An 18,538-nucleotide genomic window follows, 5' to 3' on the forward strand; every position below is an offset into this window, starting at 1 on the left:
ATGTCCGGCCGCCTCAACGCCCGTGCCCCGTACCGGACTTGGACCGGTACGGGGCACGGGCGTCGGCGTGTCGGCGGGGTCAGCCGGTGTTGCGGAGGCCGGCGGCGACGCCGTTGACGGTGAGCAGCAGGGCGCGGCTCAGCAGCGGGTCGGCGCCCTCGCCGGCGGCGGCCGCGTCGCGCTGCCGCTTCAGCAGGGCGACCTGGAGGTAGGAGATCGGGTCGAGATAGGCGTCGCGGATGGCGAAGGTCTGCTGCAACACCGGCTGGGTGTCGAGCAGTCGCTCACCGCCGGTGATACGCAGCACCTCGCTGACGGTGAGCGCGTGCTCCTCCTCGATGGTGCGGAAGATGTGCTTCAACTCGTCCGGTACCAGGGTGTCGACATAGTGGCGGGCGATCCGCAGATCGGTCTTGGCAAGGGTCATCTCCACGTTGGAGACGAAGTTGCGGAAGAAGTGCCAGTGCTCCTGCATCTCGCTGAGGACCCCGTCGAGCCCCGCCTCACGCAGCGCCTTCAGGCCCGAGCCCACCCCGAACCAGCCGGGCACGATCTGCCGCGACTGGGTCCAGCCGAACACCCACGGGATGGCGCGCAGCCCGTCCAGACCGGCCCCCGAGTCCGGCCGGCGGGACGGCCGGGAGCCCAGATGCAGATCGGCGAGCTGGTCGACGGGCGTGGACGCGAAGAAGTACGCCGGCAGATCCGGGTCCTCGACCAGGCTCCGGTACGCGGCGTGCGCGGCGTCGGACACCAGATCCATCGCGGCGTCCCAGCGGGCCAGGGCCTCCCCGGACTGGCGGGGCGCGGTGTGCAGGGCGGACGCCTGGAGGGTGGCGGCGACGGTCAGTTCGAGGTTCTCCCGGGCCAGCGAAGGCACCAGGTACTTGTCGGAGATGACCTCACCCTGCTCGGTAACCTTGATCTCGCCCTCCAGGGTGCCCCAGGGCTGGGCGAGGATCGCGTCGTGGGAGGGGCCGCCGCCGCGGCCGACGGTGCCGCCGCGGCCGTGGAAGAGACGCAGCCGCACCCCGTAGCGGTGGGCGACGTCGCGCAGCCGGCGCTGGGCGCGGTGGATCTCCCACTGGCTGGTGGTGATCCCGCCGAACTTCGAGGAGTCGGAGTAGCCGAGCATGACCTCCTGGACGTCGCCGCGGAGTGCGACCAGCCGCCGGTAGGAGGGGTCGGCGAGCATCTCGTCCAGGATGACGTCGGCGGCGCGCAGTTCGTCGGTGGTCTCCAGCAGCGGCACGATGCCGATCTCGGCCCACCCGGCGTGCAGATCGAGCAACCCCGCCTCACGGGCCAGCACCGCGGCGGCGAACACATCGTCCGCGCCCTGGCACATGGAGATGATGTACGACTCGATGACCTCGGGCCCGAAGACGTCCAGGGCCTTCTTGACGGTGTGGAAGACGCCGAGGGTCTTGCGGCCGGCCGCGTCCAGCGGCGCCGGGCTGGGCGCCAGCGGGCGGCGGGACCGCAGCTCCTTCGCGAGGAGCTTGCTGCGGTACTCGCGCGGCATGTCGGCGTAGCGCCAGGACTCCTCGCCGAGCCGGTCGAAGAGCTGGCCGAGGGCGTGGTGGTGGGCGTCGGCGTGCTCCCGGACGTCCATGGTGGCGAGTTGGAGGCCGAAGGCGCCCAGGGTGCGGATGGTGCGGTTCATCCGGCCGTCGGCGAAGAGGGCGCCGCGGTGCTCGCGCAGCGAGGTCTGGATGAGGGTGAGGTCGTGCAGCAGTTCCGCGGTGCCCAGGTAGTCGCGGCCGTCCTGGTGCTTGGTGCCCTTGGCGAGGCGCTCCTTGGTGTTCTCCAGCTTCTGCCGGATGCAGGTGGCCTTCAGCCGGTACGGCTCCTCGGAGTTGAGGCGCTTGTAGCGGGGGCTGATCTCGGGCAGCGCGTCCAGGTCGTTGCGGAGGGAGACGAGGAGTTCCTCGGTGGCGCCGGTGTAGCGGATGGAGTTGGAGAGGAAGCCGCGCAGCTCGTCGATGAGTTCCAGGGCGTCGTTGATGCCGTGCTCGTGCTGGAGGATCAGCACGTCCCAGGTGACGTCGGGGGTGACGTTGGGGTTGCCGTCGCGGTCGCCGCCGATCCAGGTGCCGAAGGTGAGGGGCCGGGAGTCGTCGGGCAGGCGGACCCCGGCGCGCTCCAGTTCCGCGGTGAGGTCCTCCAGTACGTCGCCGACGGCGCCGGCGTGCAGTTCGTCCAGGTAGTAGATGGCGTTGCGGGCCTCGTCGGCCGGTTCCGGGCGGACCACGCGCAGCTCGTCGGTCTGCCACACCAGGTCGATGTTCTCGGCGAGGCGGACGTCGTAGCGGCGGCGGTCGGACTCGATGACCGGCGTTTCGAGGAGTTCCGCGATACGGCGCAGCTTGCCGAGGACGGAGCGGCGGGCGGCCTCGGTGGGGTGCGCGGTGAAGACGGGCCGCACATTGAGGTGGCGGACGGTCTGGGCGAGGTGCTCGGGGTCGGCGTCCTTGAGGCGGTCCGCGGTGCGGGCGAGGAGGCCGCCCTCGGCGGCGCGGCGGGCCCTCAACTCCCGGCCACGGTGCACCTGTTCGGTGACGTTGGCCAGATGGAAGTAGGTGGAGAAGGCCCGCACCAGCTTGGCGGCGGTCTCCAGTTCGGTGCCGCCGAGGAGGCGGGCCGCGGCCTCGCCGTCCTCGCGGGTGAGCCGGCGGACCTTCTCGACCAGGTCGAGGAGTTCGGCACCCTCCTGCCGTACCAGGGCCTCGCCGAGGAGGTCGCCCAGTCGGCGGATGTCGGCGCGGAGTTCGGCGTTGCCTGTCGTGGCCTGGCGGCCGTGGTCGTCTGCACTGCTCACAGGTGCGGCTCCTTGCAGTGGGAGGTGCGTCGCGCCACGGCTCCGCGGGGAGCGGGCGCGTCTGGAGTGAGTCCCGGTTCCGGTGAGGCGTGCGGCTGACGGCGCCTGGATCCGGGCAGGAATCACAGCGGACCACGCTGTCCGACCGACACCAAGGATAGGTGTCATCCGGGAGGCGCGGCCCAGGGGCTCTTGCCGCCGGGCTGTGCGCTGCCATACTTACGTTGCCGTAGGTTACGGGACCGTAGGTGTCCGGGCCTGCCATCCGCCACCACCCTCGACCCCCCAGAGGCTGCCCATGAGTACGAGTTCCGATGTCATCGAAGAGCCGTCACCGCCTCCGGTGAGCGCGCCGCTGCCGTCCGCGACGCTGGGCGGTGAGAAGAAACGGTCGGTCGAGCAGATCTCGCTGCTGCTGTTCATCGTCCTCCCGTTCCTCGGCCTGCTGGCCGCGGTTCCGCTGGCCTGGGGCTGGGGGGTGAGCTGGCTGGATCTGGGCCTGATGGTCTTCTTCTACTTCCTGGGGTGCCATGGCATCACCGTCGGCTTCCACCGGCACTTCACCCATGGCTCGTTCAAGGCGAAGCGGCCGTTGAAGATCGCGCTGGCCATCGCCGGTTCGATGGCCGTGGAGGGGCCGCTGGTGCGCTGGGTGGCGGACCACCGCCGGCACCACAAGTTCTCCGACGCGGAGGGCGACCCGCACTCCCCGTGGCGCTACGGCGAGACGGTGCCCGCCCTGCTGAAGGGCCTGTGGTGGGCGCACATCGGGTGGATGTTCGACGAGGAGCAGACACCGCAGGAGAAGTACGCCCCGGACCTGGTCAAGGACCCGGCGCTGCGGGCGGTGTCCCGGCAGTTCGTGCTGTGGACGGCGGTGTCGCTGCTGCTGCCGCCGCTCATCGGCGGGCTCGCCACCTGGTCGTGGTGGGGCGCGTTCACCGCGTTCTTCTGGGCGTCGCTGGTGCGGGTGGCGCTGCTGCACCACGTCACCTGGTCCATCAACTCGATCTGCCACGCGGTCGGCAAGCGGCCGTTCAAGTCGCGGGACCGTTCCGGCAATGTGTGGTGGCTGGCCGTGCTGTCCTGCGGCGAGTCCTGGCACAACCTGCACCACGCCGACCCGACGTCCGCCCGGCACGGCGTGATGCGCGGGCAGATCGACTCCTCGGCCCGCTTCATCCGCATCTTCGAGAAGCTGGGCTGGGCGTACGACGTGCGCTGGCCCTCGCGGCAGCGGATCGACGCCCGCCGTAAGCCGCAGGTCACCGACCCGGCATGATGGACGCCGTGGCGACCGACCCCAGCTCCAGCACCCCCGCCCGCAAGCAGCGGCGCGCCCGCCGTACCCGGATGACGGGCGCCGAGCGGCGCGAGCAACTGCTGGAGATCGGCCGCACCCTTTTCGCCGAGCGGGGCTTCGAGGGCACCTCGGTGGAGGAGATCGCCGCCAAGGCCGGCGTCTCCAAGCCCGTGGTGTACGAGCACTTCGGCGGCAAGGAGGGCCTGTACGCGGTGGTCGTGGACCGGGAGATGCGGCGGCTGCTGGACATGGTGACGAGTTCGCTGACGGCGGGCCATCCTCGGGAGCTGTGCGAGCAGGCCGCGTTCGCGCTGCTGGACTACATCGACGAGTACACGGACGGGTTCCGCATCCTGGTGCGGGACTCCCCGATCCCGCATTCCACCGGCAACTTCGCCTCCCTGATCTCGGACATCGCCACCCAGGTCGAGGACATCCTCGGCCGCGAGTTCAAGAGCCGGGGGTTCGACCCCAAGCTGGCGCCGCTGTACGCGCAGGCGCTGGTGGGGATGGTGGCGCTGACCGGGCAGTGGTGGCTGGACGTGCGGCGGCCGGAGAAGTCGGAGGTCGCCGCCCATCTGGTGAATCTGGCCTGGCACGGCCTGGACGGCCTGGAGGCCAGGCCCCGTCTGGTCGGCCACCGCAAAATCTGACCCGGCCGGGCCGCGGTTCAGGACCCTGGTCGGCGGCGTCGATCAGCCGTCGGCCTCCGCTCGGCGGCGGGTCGCCGGGCCACCGCGAAGATCCGGCGGAACGGGAAGACGGTGCCGTGTCCCGTGCGCGGGTAGGCGGTGCGGAGCAGGTCGCGGTACTCGCGGGTGAAGGTGTCCGCGGCCGCCGGGTCGTCGGCGAGAGCGGTGAGCACCGGCCGCAGCCCGGTGCCCTTGAGCCAGTCCAGCACCGGGTCCTCGCCGGGCAGCAGATGCAGATAGGTCGTCTCCCAGACGTCGGCCTCGGCGCCGAGCGAGGTGAGGCGGTCGAGATAGGCGGCCGGTTCCAGGACGGCGTCCGCGTGCCGCAGCACCCCGCCGAGGCGGTCCCGCCAGCGCGGTTCGGCGGCGAGGTCCCGCATCAGGGTGTGACTGGGCGCGTCGAAGTTCCCCGGCACCTGGAAGGCGAGGACGCCGCCCGGGGTGAGCCCGTCGAGCCAGCCGGCGAAGGCGTCCGCGTGCCCGGGCACCCACTGGAGCGCGGCGTTGGACACGATCAGGTCGTACGGCTCCTGCGGGGTCCAGGTACGGGCGTCGGCGAGGGCGAAGTCGACGCGGCCGCCGCTTCCGGTGGGGCCGGCGTGGTCGCGGCGGGCACGGGCCAGCATCTCCGGGGAGTTGTCGAGGCCGGTGACGCGGCTGCCGGGGCGGTGTGCGGCGAGCAGCGCGGTGAGATGTCCGGGGCCGCAGCCCAGATCGGCGATACGTCCGGTGGGCCGGGGCGGCGGCTCGGGCAGCCGGGCCAGCAGCTCACCGAAGGGCCGGGAGCGGTGGTCGGCGTGCCGCAGATACTGGGCCGGGTCCCAGGTGGGGCGGACGGTCATGGCGGTACGGCCTCCTTCGTCGGCCGGCGTTCCGCTGCCCCACCGAGGCCGGGCCGCCTAAGAGTTGGCGGCCGTGTCCACGGAGGCGCGGATCGCCGTGCTCAGTGCGGCGGCGTTCTCGGTGAAGCCGGACAGGACCAGTTTGCCGCCCTGCCGGGGGCGGATGACCAGATGGGTGTCCCAGCCCATCGACCGGCTCACCGGGTTGTCCTGCCCACGGTCCACGACGCTGCGGATCTCCGTCCAGGGCAGGATCCGGGTCTCCCCGGTCCGCTTGTAGACGAGCCCCTGCTCGCGCAGCGCGAAGACCTCGCCGTGCCGTTTGAGGCTCTTCAGGCCGTTGGTGATGCCGCCGGTGAGGCCGAGGAGCGCGCCGCCCCACAGCAGCCCCACGAACTTCGATGCGTTGACGCCCTCGGAGAACATCTCGATGGTCGCGGGGACCGCGACCGCCGTGAATCCCAGGCCGACGAGCAGCCCGATCAGGCCGACGCGCCCACGTCGGCTGTTGTCCGTCGGATGGTTGCTGATGAACGCGCCCAGCGCGCGCTCGGCTTCCCTGACCATCGGTCCCCCCACCGGGTCGCGGCCGTGTGTGCGGCCTGTCAGCGGACGCCGGGCGGGAAGGTCGAGCGGTGCGGCCGGGCATCCAGAAGAGATCATTCTTGGGGCCTCTCGTGACCCCGTCAAGACGCTTGAGCTACCTGAAACTCTTTCCCGCAAAGAAGATCCATGTCGAGAGTGCGCAGGCCAAGAAAGCGCATATCAAGAGACTTCAGCTCGAAGCACCCTCTACACTTGCCGCCATGGAGGACGAGGTCGATCGGCTGGTCGCAGCATGGCGCCGGGAGCGCCCCGACCTCGACGTCGAGCCGCTTGAGGTGCTCAGCCGGGTCAGCCGGCTCGCCCGCCATCTGGACCGCGCCCGCCGTCTCGCCTTCGCCGAGCACGGCCTGGAGCCCTGGGAGTTCGACGTCCTCACCTCGCTGCGGCGGGCGGGCGCCCCGTACCAGTTGTCGCCCGGGCAGTTGCTCACCCAGACCCTGGTCACCTCCGGCACCATGACCAACCGTATCGACCGGCTCGCCAAGAAGGGGCTGGTGGAGCGGCTGCCCGATCCCAGTGACCGGCGCGGGGTGCTGGTGCGGCTCACCCAGGACGGGCAGGACCGCGCGGACCAGGCGCTGGCCGGGCTGCTGGAGCAGGAGCGGGCCCTGCTGGCCGAGCTGTCCCGCCATCAGCGGGGTGAACTCGCCGACCTGCTGCGGCAGTTGACCGCCCCGTTCGACAACATCCCCGGCTGACCGGCCCGTTCGCCGCGTTCAGCTCGCGGGCTCCGGGTCGGCCGGTCCCACCCCGGCGCGCCGGGCCAGCGCGACGGCCGCCAGCGTCGAGTGCACCCCCAGCTTGCCCAGCACGTTCTGCATATGGGTGCGGACGGTGTGCGGGGACAGGAAGAGGCGTTCCGCCACCGCCTTGCGGCCCAGGCCCGCCACCATGCAGCGCAGCACCTCCCGCTCCCGCGGGGTGAGCGAGGCCACCAGGTGCTCGCTCTCGCTGCGGTGCCGCCGGGCCGCGGTCAACTCCCGCAGTACGCCGGTCAGCAGCGTGGGCGACAGATGGGTCTCGTCCCGCAGGACGCCGCGTACCACCGCCAGCAGCCGGGACAGGGAGCAGTCCTTGGCCACCCAGCCGCAGGCGCCCGCGGCCAGGGCGGCCGTGGCCCGCGGTGCGTCGTCGCACTCGGCGAGGACCACGCAGCGCGTCCCGGGGCGGGCCGCGTGCGCCGCCGCCACCAGCGCCGTACCGCCGCCGGAGGTGCCCGGGTCGGGCTGCGGCGGGGGTCCGGCGGGCGGTGGGGGGCCGCCGAGGTCCGCGTCGACCAGCAGCACATCGAAGGGGCGGCCCTCCGCCGCGGCCCGCTCCAGGCGCCGCAGCGCGACCGGGGCGCTGCCCGCGGCGGCCACCTCCACATCGGACTCCGCGGCCAGCGCGGCGGCCAGTGACTCGGCGAAAACACGGTGGTCGTCGACGACCAGGACACGGATACGCGCCATGTGAACTCCCCCAGGCCCGGGGGGCGTGACGACGGACACGGCGGCCCGGGTGCCGCGATCCGGGGCGCGGTACGCCGCACCGGACCGGTCGGCACCGGCGCGGACGCCGTACCCGACTCTCTGGGCCGTGTCGGCCTAGCCCCCTGATCGACGCCGGCCCCCACCGGCGCTGCCCCTCAGCTTACGATCGCCCCGCCCGCCCCACGCCGAAATTCCCGAACTCGCGGGAGCCCGCACCCCTAGGGTCGGTCCATGACACAGAGTGGGATCGAGATCGGCGTCGGGCATCCGGACGAGGACGAGAAGCACGTACGGGTGCGGCGGGACGGGCTGCGGGCCAAGTTGCGGGAGGCCAACACGCAGGCCTCACCGGTGCTGCGGGGCCTGCGCGGTACGCCCGAGGGGGAGGAAGCGCCCTTGCAGATCTGGGCGCTGGACGGGTCGGGGGAGCTGGTCGCGGGGCTGGACGCGCACATCTGGGCCCGGTGGCTGCACCTTGATCTGCTGTGGGTGGCCGAGAAGCACCGCGGTACCGGGCTCGGCGCGCAACTGCTGGCGCGGGCCGAGGCGGAGGCGGTGGAGCGCGGCTGCGGCAGCGCCCGGGTGTGGACCTGGGACTTCCAGGCGCCGGGCTTCTACCGCCGCTTCGGCTACCGGGTGGTGTGCGAGCTGCCCGACTATCCGCCGGGCGTCACGGAATACACCCTGGTCAAGCGGTTGGGGCGGTGAGGCGGCGGGCGCCCGCGGAGGGGACGGCGGTGAAGATCCGGGGCGCGGTGTGCCCGGCCGCCGCGAACGCGGTGCGCACCGCCCCGGCGACGGTGTCCGCGGCGCCCTCCTCGGCCAGGACGATCGCCGAGCCGCCGAAGCCGCCGCCGGTCATCCGGGCACCGAGCGCCCCGGCGGCCCGCGCGGTGTCCACCACCAGGTCCAACTCGGGGCAGGAGATGCGTAGTTCGTAGCGGAGGGAGCGGTGCCCCGCGAGGAGGAGGGGGCCGATGCCGCGGACGTCGCCCGCGTCGAGCCGTGCGATGACCTGCCGTACCCGGTGGTCGTCGCTCACCACATGCCGCACATAGCGCCGCAGCCGTTCGTCGCCCAGGGTGGTGAGCGCCGCGTCGAGTTCGGGGTACGGCAGGTCCCGTAGGTGGGAGAGGCCGAGGCGGCGGGCGCCCTCCTCGCAGCCGGCCCGCCGCTCCGCGTAGGCGCCGTCGCCGAGGGCGTGCCGGACGCGGGTGTCGACGACCAGCAGCCGCAGCCCGTGGGCCGCCGGGTCGAACGGCACCTGGCGCTGCGACAGGTCGCGGCAGTCCAGGTGCAGGGCGTGGCCCGGGGTGCAGCAGGCGGACGCCATCTGGTCCATCACTCCGCACGGCACCCCGACGAAGTCGTTCTCGGCGCGCTGGGCGAGGCGGGCCAGCTCGGGGCGGGTGAGGCCGAGTGCGTACAGGTCGTTGAGGGCAAGGGCGGTGACCACTTCGAGGGCGGCGGACGAGGACAGCCCGGCGCCGGTGGGCACCGTCGAGGTCAGATACAGGTCGGCGCCGCGCACCGGGTGCCCGGCCTGGCGCAGCGCCCACACCACCCCGGCCGGGTAGGCGGCCCAGCCTCCGTCGCCGCGCGGCGCCAACTCCTCGGTGCGCAACTCGACTTGGGGTGCGCCGAGGTCCGCCGAGTACAGCCTGAGCACGTCGTCGTCGCGGCGGCGGACCGCGGCGAGCGCGGTGTGCGGCAGCGCCAGCGGCAGTACGAAGCCCTCGTTGAAGTCGGTGTACTCGCCGATGAGGTTGACCCGGCCGGGCGCGGCCCACACCCCGTCCGGGACGGCGCCGTACAGCTCCTGGAATCCCGCGGTGACCGCCTCGGTGGAGGTCATGGGCGCTCCCCGGTACGGCGCCGGGCGAAGTCCCAGGCGTCGGCGATGATCCCGGCGAGGTCCGGGCGGGCGGGACGCCAGCCGAGGCGGGCGCGGGCGGTGTCGGCGGAGGCGACGAGGACCGCCGGGTCACCGTCGCGGCGGGGGGCGGCGACCTCCGGGACGGGGTGCCCGGTGACCTTCCGTGCGGTCTCGATGACCTCGCGGACGGAAAAGCCGTTGCCGTTGCCCAGGTTGCAGATGAGGTGCTCGCCCGGGGTGGCGGCGGCGAGCGCCAGCAGATGGGCCTCGGCGAGGTCGGCGACATGGATGTAGTCGCGGACACAGGTGCCGTCGGGCGTCGGGTAGTCCTCGCCGTAGACGGAGATGAACTCCCGGCGTCCCTGGGCGACTTGGAGGACCAGCGGGATGAGGTGGGACTCGGGGTCGTGCCGTTCGCCCTGCTCGCCGTGGGCTCCGGCCACATTGAAGTAGCGCAGTGAGACGGCGCCCAGCCCGTGTGCGGCCGCCTCGCCGGTGATCATGTGGTCCACGGCGAGCTTGGAGGCGCCGTAGGGGCTGGTGGGGGCGGTGGGGTCGGACTCGGTGATGGGGGTGTGCACCGGTTCGCCGTAGGTCGCGGCGGTGGAGGAGAAGACCAGGGTCCGTACGCCGCTCTCACGCATCGCGGCGAGCAGCGCCAGGGTGCCGCCGAGGTTGTTCTCCCAGTATTTCTCGGGGTGTCGGACGGACTCGCCGACCTGGGAGAAGGCGGCGAAGTGCAGGACGCCCGCGTAGGAGGGGTCGAGCCAGCGGGCGGCGTCCTGGACGCGGCCCCGCACGAAGGCGGCGCCCGCGGGCACCGCCTCGCGGAAGCCGGTGGAGAGGTCGTCCAGGACGGTCACCTCGTGCCCGGCGGCCAGCAGACGGGCGGCGACGACGCTGCCCACATAGCCGGCGCCTCCGGTGACCAGGTACTTCGCTCGCATCAACTCGCTACCTCTCGCAGTCGCTCGGCCGCGGCCTCCGGCGGCACATCGTTGATGAACACGTTCATGCCGGATTCGGAACCCGCGAGGAATTTCAGCTTGCCGGAAGTCCGTCGGACGGTGAAAAGCTCAAGGTGGAGCGCGAACTCGTCCCGTCCGACGCCCGCGAGGTCCGCCCCCGCCAGGGTGCCGAACGGGGCCTGGTGCCAGGCGGAGATGTAGGGCGTGGGCGGCTGCCGTACGTCCTCACCGCGCCGGGCGGGCTCCGGGTCGAAGATCCGGTCGAAGCGCCGCAGGAGTTCCAGATAGACCTGGGGGAATTCGGTGCGTGCCGCCGCGTCGAGCGCGCGCAGGTCGGGCACCCGGCGCCGCGGATAGAGGTGGACCTCGTAGGGCCAGTGCGCCGCGTACGGGACGAAGGCCACCCAGTGCTCGGCGTCCAGCACGATACGACGGCCGTCGGCGGCCTCCCGGGCGAGGACCTCGTCGAAGAGGTTGGCCCCGGTCCCGGCCTTGCGGCGGGCCAGCGAGCGCAGCATCAGCTCGGTGCGGGGGGTGGTGAAGGGGTAGCCGTAGATCTGGCCGTGGGGGTGGCCGAGGGTGACGCCGATCTCGGCGCCGCGGTTCTCGAAGCAGAACACCTGCCGGACGGCGGGGAGTTGGGCGAGTTCCGCGGTGCGGTCGGTCCAGGCGTCGAGGACCAGGGCGGTCTGCGCCTCGGTGAGGTCGGCGAAGGACGCCTCGTGGTCGGGGGTGAAGCAGACCACCTCGCAGCGGCCCGAGTCGCCGGCCAGGGAGGGGAAGCGGTTCTCGAAGACGGCGACCTCGTAGGAGGAGTCGGGGATCTCGCTCAGGCGGCCGCCGCGGGAGGGGCAGAGGGGGCACTCGCCGGCCGGGGGGTGGTAGGTGCGGGTCTGGCGGTGGGCGGCGACGGCGACGGCGTCGCCGAGCAGCGGGTCGCGGCGGATCTCGGTGGCGGTGCGGTCGGCCGGATCGAGGGGGCGCAGGTCGGGGGCGGTGCGCACGGTGTCCTCGCGGGCGTCGTAGTAGATGAGCTCGCGGCCGTCCGCCAGCCGGGTCGAGGTCTTCTTCACGCTGCGCTCCTCAGTGCCCCACACACCACTCTCCAACATAAGCAAACACAACAAAGCACGAGCCAACAATCACGTCAACGTTTTCGGCCACAGGGTTTACGTCCAACACCCCCACGCACGACAGGCATTGTCGAGACAAACCGGGACAGATCTCCAGCACCGATCACAAGCAAACAAAGAACACCAACAAAACTCTTCAGATCTTGAAGAGAAAGGCGTAGGTTCCGGTCCGTTCAGTTCGCTGCGAGGAAGCGAGTTCCCCCATGCAGAATCTCGCCGACGGGCTCCGGCTCCCCACGAACGGGCTCGACTACACGATCCTGGCGATCTACTTCGCCGTGGTGCTGGGCATCGGCTTCGCCGCCCGGCGCTCGGTGCGCACCAGCCTCGACTTCTTCCTCTCCGGCCGCTCCCTGCCCGCCTGGGTCACCGGCCTCGCCTTCGTCGCCGCCAACCTCGGCGCCACCGAGATCCTCGGCATGGCCGCCAACGGCGTGCAGTACGGGGCGTACACGGTGCACTGGTACTGGATCGGCGCCATCCCCGCCATGGTCTTCCTCGGCCTGGTGATGATGCCCTTCTACTACGGCTCCAAGGTCCGCTCGGTCCCCGAGTTCCTGCTGCACCGCTTCGGGCCCTCCTCCCATCTGCTCTCCTCGATCATCTTCGCGGTGTCCTCGGTACTGATCGCGGGCGTCAACCTGTACGCGATGGCGATCGTGCTGGAGGCGCTGCTCGGCTGGCCGCAGTGGGTGGCGATCGTCGTCGCCGGGGTCTTCGTGCTCGCCTACATCACCATCGGCGGGCTCTCCTCGGCGATCTACAACGAGGTGCTCCAGTTCTTCGTGATCCTCGCCGCGCTGATCCCGCTCACCGTCGTCGGCCTCAAGCGGGTCGGCGGCTGGGGCGGCATCACCGACAAGCTGAGCGCCTCGCACGGCGACAACTTCATGAGCGCCTGGGGCGGCACCGGCATCGGCTCCGCGAACCCGCTCGGCGCGAACTGGCTCACCATCGTCCTCGGCCTCGGCTTCGTGATGAGCTTCGGCTACTGGACGACCAACTTCGCCGAGGTGCAGCGCGCCCTCTCCGCGAAGAACCTCTCCGCCGCCCAGCGCACCCCGCTGATCGCGGCCTTCCCCAAGATCCTGATACCGATGGTCGTGGTGGTGCCCGGCCTGATCGCGCTCGTCATGGAGCCGACCATCGGGCAGAAGGGCAGCGGCCTCCAGTACAACGACGCCATCCCGGTCCTGATGCGGGACCTGCTGCCCAACGGCGTCCTCGGTATCGCCGTCACCGGACTGCTCGCCGCGTTCATGGCCGGTATGGCGGCCAATGTCTCGTCCTTCAACACCGTCTTCACCAACGACATCTGGGCCGCCTACCTGAAGAAGGACCGCGGGGACGCCTACTACCTGAAGACCGGGCGGGTGGTCACCGCCGTCGGGGTGCTGATCGGCATGGGCACGGCGTTCATCGCCTCCAGCTTCAGCAACATCATGAACTACCTCCAGACCCTGTTCTCCTTCTTCAACGTGCCGCTTTTCGTGGTCTTCATCATCGGAATGTTCTGGAAGCGCACCACCGCCGCGGCCGGGTTCTGGGGCCTGCTGTCCGGCACCGTCGCCGCGATGGTCAACTACTTCTGGTTCTACAAGCAGGGCGTCATCGGCATCCCCAGCGACCAGGGCGCCAACTTCGTCTCCTCCATCGTCGCCTTCGTGGTCGGCGCCGTGGTGATGGTCGCCGTCTCCCTGGCCACCCGGCCCAAGTCCGCCGAGTCCCTCGCCGGCCTCGTCTACGGCACCCGGTCGCCCGGCATGGAGGAACTCCCCGCCGAGGGCGACGAGGTCTGGTACCGCAAGCCGGCGCTCCTCGGCTGGGGCGCGGTGATCCTGGCCGCCGTCTGCTACATTCCCTTCTCCTTCTGAGCCCGCGGAGGAACGCACCATGCCCGAACAAGAGCCCCAGCACACGGCCGGCCCCGCCGACTACCAGCAGGAGGTCGAGGAGCTGGAACGCGCCTCGGCGACCGCGGCCCGCCTCTTCGACATCCGGCGCATCATCGGCGGCCTCTTCGTGGTCTACGGCGTCATCGTCACCGTCGCCGGCCTCACCGCCTCCGACGCGGACCTGCGCAAGGCACAGGACATCAACATCAACCTCTGGACCGGCCTGGGGATGCTCGCCCTCGGCCTCCTCTTCCTCCTCTGGCTCAAACTCCGCCCCACAACGCCGACTTCGGCCGCGCCCGCCGACGACGCCTAACGCGTGGCGGCGCGTACCCGGTCCAACAGGCCGGTGCGGGCCGAGAGTGCCGCTGCCTCCAGGCGGGAGCCGACCTCCAGTTTCACCAGCACCCGCTGCACATGGGTGCGGGCGGTGGACGGTGCGATGCCCATTCCGGCGGCGATCCCCCGGGTGCCCTCGCCCTCCGCGAGCCGGCGCAGCACCTCCGCCTCCCGCGGGGTGAGGCGGGACAGCAGCCGTCCCGCCTCGTCGTCGGGCTCCCCCGCCGGGTCGAGGAGTTCCGCGAAGGCGCCGCACAGCAGTTGCGGGGCCACCGCCGCCTCCCCGGCGCGGGCCCGCAGCAGCGCCCGCTCCACCCCGTCGACCCGCTCGTCGTGCCGTACATAGCCGCCGGCGCCCGCCGCGAAGGCCGCGGCGATGCCCCGCGGCGCCGGCACCGGACCCAGCACCACGACGGCGGTGCCGGGGCGTTCGGCCCGGATCCGGGCCACCGGGTCGAAGACGCCGGGGCGCCCCGGGGTGGCCGTACCGAAGAGGCACACCTCGGGGGCGCGGGCCACCACCAGGTCGGCGGCGCCCGCGGTAGGCGCGGCCGCGGCCAGCACCCGGTGGCCGCGCAGCTTCAGCGCCGAGGCGAGCGCCTCCGCGTGCAACCGGTGGTCGTCGACCACGACGATCCGCACTGCCACTGGAACCAGCCCCCCGCTGTCCCGCTACGGTCCCCCGCGCACCGGCGCGGCCTTGGCTCGTTCCGGGAAACTACACGCTCCCCGCGGGCCGCGCGGCCTCAACGGGCCAATGCGCGGGGGGAGATGGCACACGACGGCCCCGCGCCGGCGGGTGGGCCGGGGCGGGGCCGTCGGGGCTGCGGCGGGCGCTACTTGGTGCCGAAGCCGATCGCCAGGTACTGCCGGTCGCCGGGCGTGTAGGGCTTCCTGGCGAAGACCGCCGACATGTAGAGGTGGCCCTCGCTGTAGAGGATCTCGGCGAACTCCGGCTGGAAGTCGGTCTCCACGGAGCGGACCGAGTTGTCCGCCGGGTTCTCCAGCAGCTTGGTCTCCTTGTAGGTGTCCCCGTTGATGCTGACGATCTGGCCGCCCTTGTCGTAAGGGGGCTTCTTGTAGGCGATCAGGTTGCCGCCGTCCATGCGCAGCGGGGTGATCTGGTAGCCGTTGCCGGCGTCGGAGCGCTGGCCGGTGGGCTTGCCGGTGCCCAGGTCGAAGGAGACGATCTCGTTGGTCTGGCCGACGGAGTCACCGGTGCCCTCGTGCTGTTCGGTCGGCAGGAACAGCTTGTCGGCGCCGACGGCGATCATCCGGCACCCCTCCACATTGACGGCGTCGCACTTGCCGCCGTACTTGTCGCCCTCGGCGGTGATCTTCGTCCGCAGCTTGCCGGTCTTGACGTCGATGGAGAAGTAGTCCGAGATGCCGCTGCCGTCCTTGGTGGTGTCCCCCACCTTGGCGGCGACCACCAGCGGATCGGTGGAGACGACGTGCGCGAAGTCGATCCCGGCGGGCATCTTGTACTGGGAGAGGATCTTGCCCGACTTGGGGTCGATGTTCTGCACGGTGAGCTGGGAGTCCTCGCTCTGGCCGCACTTGCGGATCGCGATCAGGCCCTTGCCGCCGCCGGCGTAGCCCTGGTCGTAGCACTCGGTGACCTTCGGGGGCCAGAGCACCTTGCCGGTGGCCAGGTCCCAGCCGGCACCGCCCAGGCTGCCGCCGGCCGCGACAGTGCCGCCGCCGATGGTGACCTCGTCGAAGTTGGTGGTGCGGTCCTGGGTCTTGGTGGACTTGGTCCACAGCAGCTTGCCGGTGTCCAGGTCCACTCCGGCGACCTGGCTGCACCCCAGGTACGGGTCGTCCTTGGTGGGCATCTTGGGCTGGAACGCGATCGCGGTCCGGTGGTCCTCGGTGAGGTGGTTCGTGGCCGCGCACACCGGACCGGGCAGCTTGATCGTCCAGATCTTCTTGCCGGTCTGCGGGTCGTAGCCGCCGATCTCCGCGACGCCGGACTTGGCGTACACCTTGTCGGTCAGCCAGGAGCCGTCGATGGTGATGGAGCTGTCGCCCTTGACCGCCGGCATCGGCAACTGGAAGAGGACCTGCGAACTCGGGTCGGCCGGCGGCTTCTCCTTGCCGCCACCGCCGCCCGTCGTCCCCCCGCCTTCCGTCTTGCCGTCCTTGCCGTCCTTACCGGTCGCCTGCGGCTTGGATCCGGAGTCGGAGTGCGAGTACCAGACGCCGCCGCCGATGATCAGCGCACAGGCCAGCACCGCGGAGACGATGATCGCCAACTGGGTCTTGGCGGTCTTGCCGAGCCCTCCGCCGCCGCCCGAGGCCGGCATCGGCACCGTGGCGGGCGCCGGCTGACCGTAAGGCTGGTGGCCGCCGGGAGGCGGGGCCGGGGGGCCGGGCTGCGGGGCGGACTGCGGGTAGCCGTAGCCGGGGCCGGCCACCACGGTCGGCGCGCCGGGCGACTGCGCCGGCGGCTGGCCGGGCGGCGGCGGTCCGGGCTGCCCCGCGGGCGGCTGCTGCGGATAGCCGTAACCGGGGCCCGGCTCGGCCGGCTTGTCCAGGCTGGGCCCGCCGGACGGCGGCGGCGGGGTGCCCGGCGGCGGACCCTGCGGCGGCGCACCGAAGGCGTCCTGCGGCGGCTGCCCCGGGGGCTGCGGCGGCTGCGGTGGCGGGCCCGGAGGCTGGTTGGGTGGCTGGGGCGGCTGACTCATAGCGGAACTACCTCTGCTGGCGGGGTGGTTGGGGCGGCGGGGACGGTCACTTGCCGAACGCCATCATGAGCTTCTCCTGCGCCTTGTCGCTGCCCGAGAGTCGGTTGGTGGAGATGTAGAAGCGTCCGTCGACCCAGTCGATCGCCTTCGAGTAGAAGCCGTTCTCGATTGAGGAGGTGTGCTCCGGGTTCTGCAGCAGCTTGGTCGGCTTGTGGGTGCCGGTCAGCGGGATGGAGAGCACGGCGCCACCGTTGTCGTAGGTGGGCTGGGCGTAGGCGATCAGGGCGCCGCTGTCGTCCCTCTTCATCGGCAGCATCGCGGTGTCACCGGGGGCCTTGACGCGCCAGGCCTCCTTGCCGGTGGCGAGGCTGATGGCGACGATCTCGTTGGCGCCGGACTTGGTCTCGGTCGGCAGGTAGAGGGCGTCGTTGTCGGCCACCACGCCGGTGCAGCCCTGGAGGTCACGGTTGAGGCCGGCCCAGCCGCACTGGGGGGAGAACTTCTCGTCGACGCTGACCTCGGAGCGGGTGGCGCTGCTGCCCGGCTTCAGCGTGGTGATGTTCCACTGCTTCTTGTCCTCGTTGGTGGAGTAGAGGACGACCGGGTTCACCGAGTAGACGCGCTCCAGGCGCCAGCCCTTGGGGAGTGCCTTCTTCCACTGGACGCTGCCGGTCCGCGGGTCGAGGCCGTGCACCTCGTCGTGTTCGTTGGACTTGCTTGCGGCGCAGGACAGCACGGAGAGGAGGTGGTTGTCGCCGGTGGCGAAGCCGCTGGGGAAGCAGGCGCCGTCCTCGTGCTTCTTGGTGAAGAGCTTCTTGCCGTCGGCGAAGTTGTAGGCGGTGGCGGACTGGGAGCGGCCCACCATCAGCGTCTTGTCCCCGACGATGGAGAGCTGGAGGGAGAGCGCGCTGTCGAAGAGGCCGGTCTCCTTGACGGTCTGGGTCCAGCCCTTCTTGCCGGTCTCCAGATCGATCTGCACCATCTGGTTGCAGGCCGCGGTGTCCTTGGTGCCCTCCTTGTAGGCGACGACGATCTTGTGGTCGCTGGACGCCTCCCGGGTGGCCGCGCAGATCGGCTGCGGGAAGGTGATGGTCTTCCAGGACGGGGCGCCGCCCTCGATGTCGTAGCCGACGATCTGCTTGAAGGCGGCCTTGGCGGCGACCTTGTCGGTGATCCACATACCGGGGGCGTCGCCGCCGTTGCCGGGGACCGGGGGCGCCTCCTTGAACCAGAGGACCTTCGCCTCGCCGGGCTTGCGGCCCGCGTTGAGGTCCTCCTTGCCGCCTCCGCCGTCACCACTGCCGTCGCCCTCGTCGACCGGGGCCGATCCGGTGGGCTTGGGCGGGTCGCTCTTCTCGGCGACGGGCTTCTTGTCGTCGTCCTTGCCGGTGAAGGCCCACACTCCGCCGCCTATCAGCAGCAGCCCCGCCACCGCGGCACAGATGATCATGGCGGTCTTCCCCTTGAACGGGCCGCCGCCGGAGCCGCCCGGTCCGCCGGGCGCTCCCGGGTACCCGGGCTGCTGGCCGTACTGCGGCTGCCCGTAGGGGCCCGGCTGCTGCGGCTGCCCGTAGGGTCCGGGCTGCCCCGGCTGGGTGGGCTGGGCGTACGGGTTGCCGGCCGTGGGCTGCTGGCCGGGATAGCCGTAACCGGGCTGGGGCTGCGGGGTGGGGGGCTGCTGCGGGTAGCCGTAGCCGGGGCCCGCGGGCTGGGTGGGTGGCTGGGACGGTGGGCCCGCGGGGGGCGGCGGCGGTTGCTGGGCACCGCCCTGCCGGGGATCCTGCGGTGCTCCGAACCCGCCCTGCGGCGGCTGGTTGGGCGGCTGAGTCATCAGCGCTTCCCCCTCTTCCACTGATCTCGCCTCGCCGCGACCACCGCCTCGGCCGCCTTTCGGCCGGGGG

The 18,538-nt window shown here is 71.6% G+C and carries 16 protein-coding genes; 6 read left to right on the plus strand and 10 right to left on the minus strand.

Translation table 11 applies throughout. The annotated features are described in order from the left end of the window. Positions 1 to 79 precede the first annotated feature (79 nt). Positions 80 to 2,821 carry a phosphoenolpyruvate carboxylase gene (gene ppc, locus ACFVST_RS09035; RefSeq protein ID WP_390148350.1) on the minus strand — a complete coding sequence of 914 codons (2,742 nt, stop codon included), beginning with the start codon at positions 2,819 to 2,821 and terminating at the stop codon, positions 80 to 82. Positions 2,822 to 3,119: 298 nt separating this feature from the next. Here ppc and ACFVST_RS09040 point away from each other — a divergent pair, with 298 nt between their 5' ends. Both ACFVST_RS09040 and ACFVST_RS09045 read left to right on the plus strand, forming a co-directional pair. Beyond that, a complete protein-coding gene (locus ACFVST_RS09040) occupies positions 3,120 to 4,103 on the plus strand; it encodes an acyl-CoA desaturase (RefSeq protein WP_390148352.1) in 984 nt (327 codons plus the stop codon). Continuing rightward, positions 4,100 to 4,777 (plus strand): TetR family transcriptional regulator, encoded by a 678-nt coding sequence (locus ACFVST_RS09045; protein ID WP_390148354.1) that lies wholly within the window; start codon positions 4,100 to 4,102, stop codon positions 4,775 to 4,777. Before ACFVST_RS09040 ends, ACFVST_RS09045 begins: the two co-directional genes overlap by 4 nt. Before the next feature lie 17 nt (positions 4,778 to 4,794). Here the strand turns inward: ACFVST_RS09045 and ACFVST_RS09050 are convergent, their stop codons facing one another. Both ACFVST_RS09050 and ACFVST_RS09055 read right to left on the minus strand, forming a co-directional pair. Then, positions 4,795 to 5,658, minus strand: a complete 864-nt coding sequence (locus ACFVST_RS09050; protein WP_390148356.1) for a trans-aconitate 2-methyltransferase — start codon at positions 5,656 to 5,658, stop codon at positions 4,795 to 4,797. A gap of 57 nt (positions 5,659 to 5,715) precedes the next feature. Further along, positions 5,716 to 6,225, minus strand: coding sequence for a hypothetical protein (locus ACFVST_RS09055; RefSeq protein WP_390148358.1), 510 nt, complete (start codon positions 6,223 to 6,225; stop codon positions 5,716 to 5,718). A gap of 239 nt (positions 6,226 to 6,464) precedes the next feature. Between ACFVST_RS09055 and ACFVST_RS09060 the strand changes: the two genes are divergently transcribed. After that, complete coding sequence (locus tag ACFVST_RS09060) at positions 6,465 to 6,962, plus strand: MarR family winged helix-turn-helix transcriptional regulator (protein WP_390148360.1); 498 nt, start codon at positions 6,465 to 6,467, stop codon at positions 6,960 to 6,962. 18 nt (positions 6,963 to 6,980) lie between these two features. Here the strand turns inward: ACFVST_RS09060 and ACFVST_RS09065 are convergent, their stop codons facing one another. Further along, positions 6,981 to 7,715, minus strand: coding sequence for a LuxR C-terminal-related transcriptional regulator (locus ACFVST_RS09065; RefSeq protein WP_390148362.1), 735 nt, complete (start codon positions 7,713 to 7,715; stop codon positions 6,981 to 6,983). A gap of 252 nt (positions 7,716 to 7,967) precedes the next feature. Between ACFVST_RS09065 and ACFVST_RS09070 the strand changes: the two genes are divergently transcribed. Further along, a complete protein-coding gene (locus ACFVST_RS09070) occupies positions 7,968 to 8,444 on the plus strand; it encodes a GNAT family N-acetyltransferase (RefSeq protein WP_390148363.1) in 477 nt (158 codons plus the stop codon). Here ACFVST_RS09070 and galK read toward each other — a convergent pair. From galK to galT, 3 genes are read right to left on the minus strand one after another with little or no spacing between them, the layout of a single operon-like run. Next, positions 8,425 to 9,591 (minus strand): galactokinase, encoded by a 1,167-nt coding sequence (gene galK, locus ACFVST_RS09075; protein WP_390148365.1) that lies wholly within the window; start codon positions 9,589 to 9,591, stop codon positions 8,425 to 8,427. The two genes, ACFVST_RS09070 and galK, sit on opposite strands and share 20 nt — an antisense overlap. Next, a complete protein-coding gene (gene galE / locus ACFVST_RS09080; RefSeq protein WP_390148367.1) occupies positions 9,588 to 10,559 on the minus strand; it encodes a UDP-glucose 4-epimerase GalE in 972 nt (323 codons plus the stop codon). Before galE ends, galK begins: the two co-directional genes overlap by 4 nt. Then, positions 10,559 to 11,653, minus strand: coding sequence for a galactose-1-phosphate uridylyltransferase (gene galT, locus ACFVST_RS09085; protein WP_390148369.1), 1,095 nt, complete (start codon positions 11,651 to 11,653; stop codon positions 10,559 to 10,561). Before galT ends, galE begins: the two co-directional genes overlap by 1 nt. 263 nt (positions 11,654 to 11,916) lie before the next feature. Between galT and ACFVST_RS09090 the strand changes: the two genes are divergently transcribed. Next, positions 11,917 to 13,587: a sodium:solute symporter family protein gene (locus ACFVST_RS09090; protein WP_390148371.1), complete on the plus strand. Its 1,671-nt coding sequence runs from the start codon at positions 11,917 to 11,919 to the stop codon at positions 13,585 to 13,587. A 19-nt stretch (positions 13,588 to 13,606) separates the two neighbouring features. Then, positions 13,607 to 13,924, plus strand: coding sequence for a hypothetical protein (locus tag ACFVST_RS09095; protein ID WP_390148373.1), 318 nt, complete (start codon positions 13,607 to 13,609; stop codon positions 13,922 to 13,924). Here the strand turns inward: ACFVST_RS09095 and ACFVST_RS09100 are convergent. The 3 genes from ACFVST_RS09100 to ACFVST_RS09110 form a co-directional block, all read right to left on the minus strand. Next, on the minus strand, positions 13,921 to 14,595 hold the full coding sequence (locus tag ACFVST_RS09100; protein ID WP_390148375.1) for a LuxR C-terminal-related transcriptional regulator: 675 nt from the start codon (positions 14,593 to 14,595) through the stop codon (positions 13,921 to 13,923). The two genes, ACFVST_RS09095 and ACFVST_RS09100, sit on opposite strands and share 4 nt — an antisense overlap. A gap of 188 nt (positions 14,596 to 14,783) precedes the next feature. Continuing rightward, positions 14,784 to 16,637, minus strand: coding sequence for a PQQ-binding-like beta-propeller repeat protein (locus ACFVST_RS09105; RefSeq protein ID WP_390148377.1), 1,854 nt, complete (start codon positions 16,635 to 16,637; stop codon positions 14,784 to 14,786). Between the two features lie 46 nt (positions 16,638 to 16,683). Continuing rightward, the gene (locus ACFVST_RS09110) at positions 16,684 to 18,468 is read right to left on the minus strand and encodes a PQQ-binding-like beta-propeller repeat protein (RefSeq protein ID WP_390148379.1); all 1,785 of its coding nucleotides are present in this window, start codon (positions 18,466 to 18,468) and stop codon (positions 16,684 to 16,686) included. Positions 18,469 to 18,538: the final 70 nt, after the last annotated feature.

Source organism: Streptomyces sp. NPDC058045, from assembly GCF_042885635.1.
GTDB lineage: Bacteria > Actinomycetota > Actinomycetes > Streptomycetales > Streptomycetaceae > Streptomyces.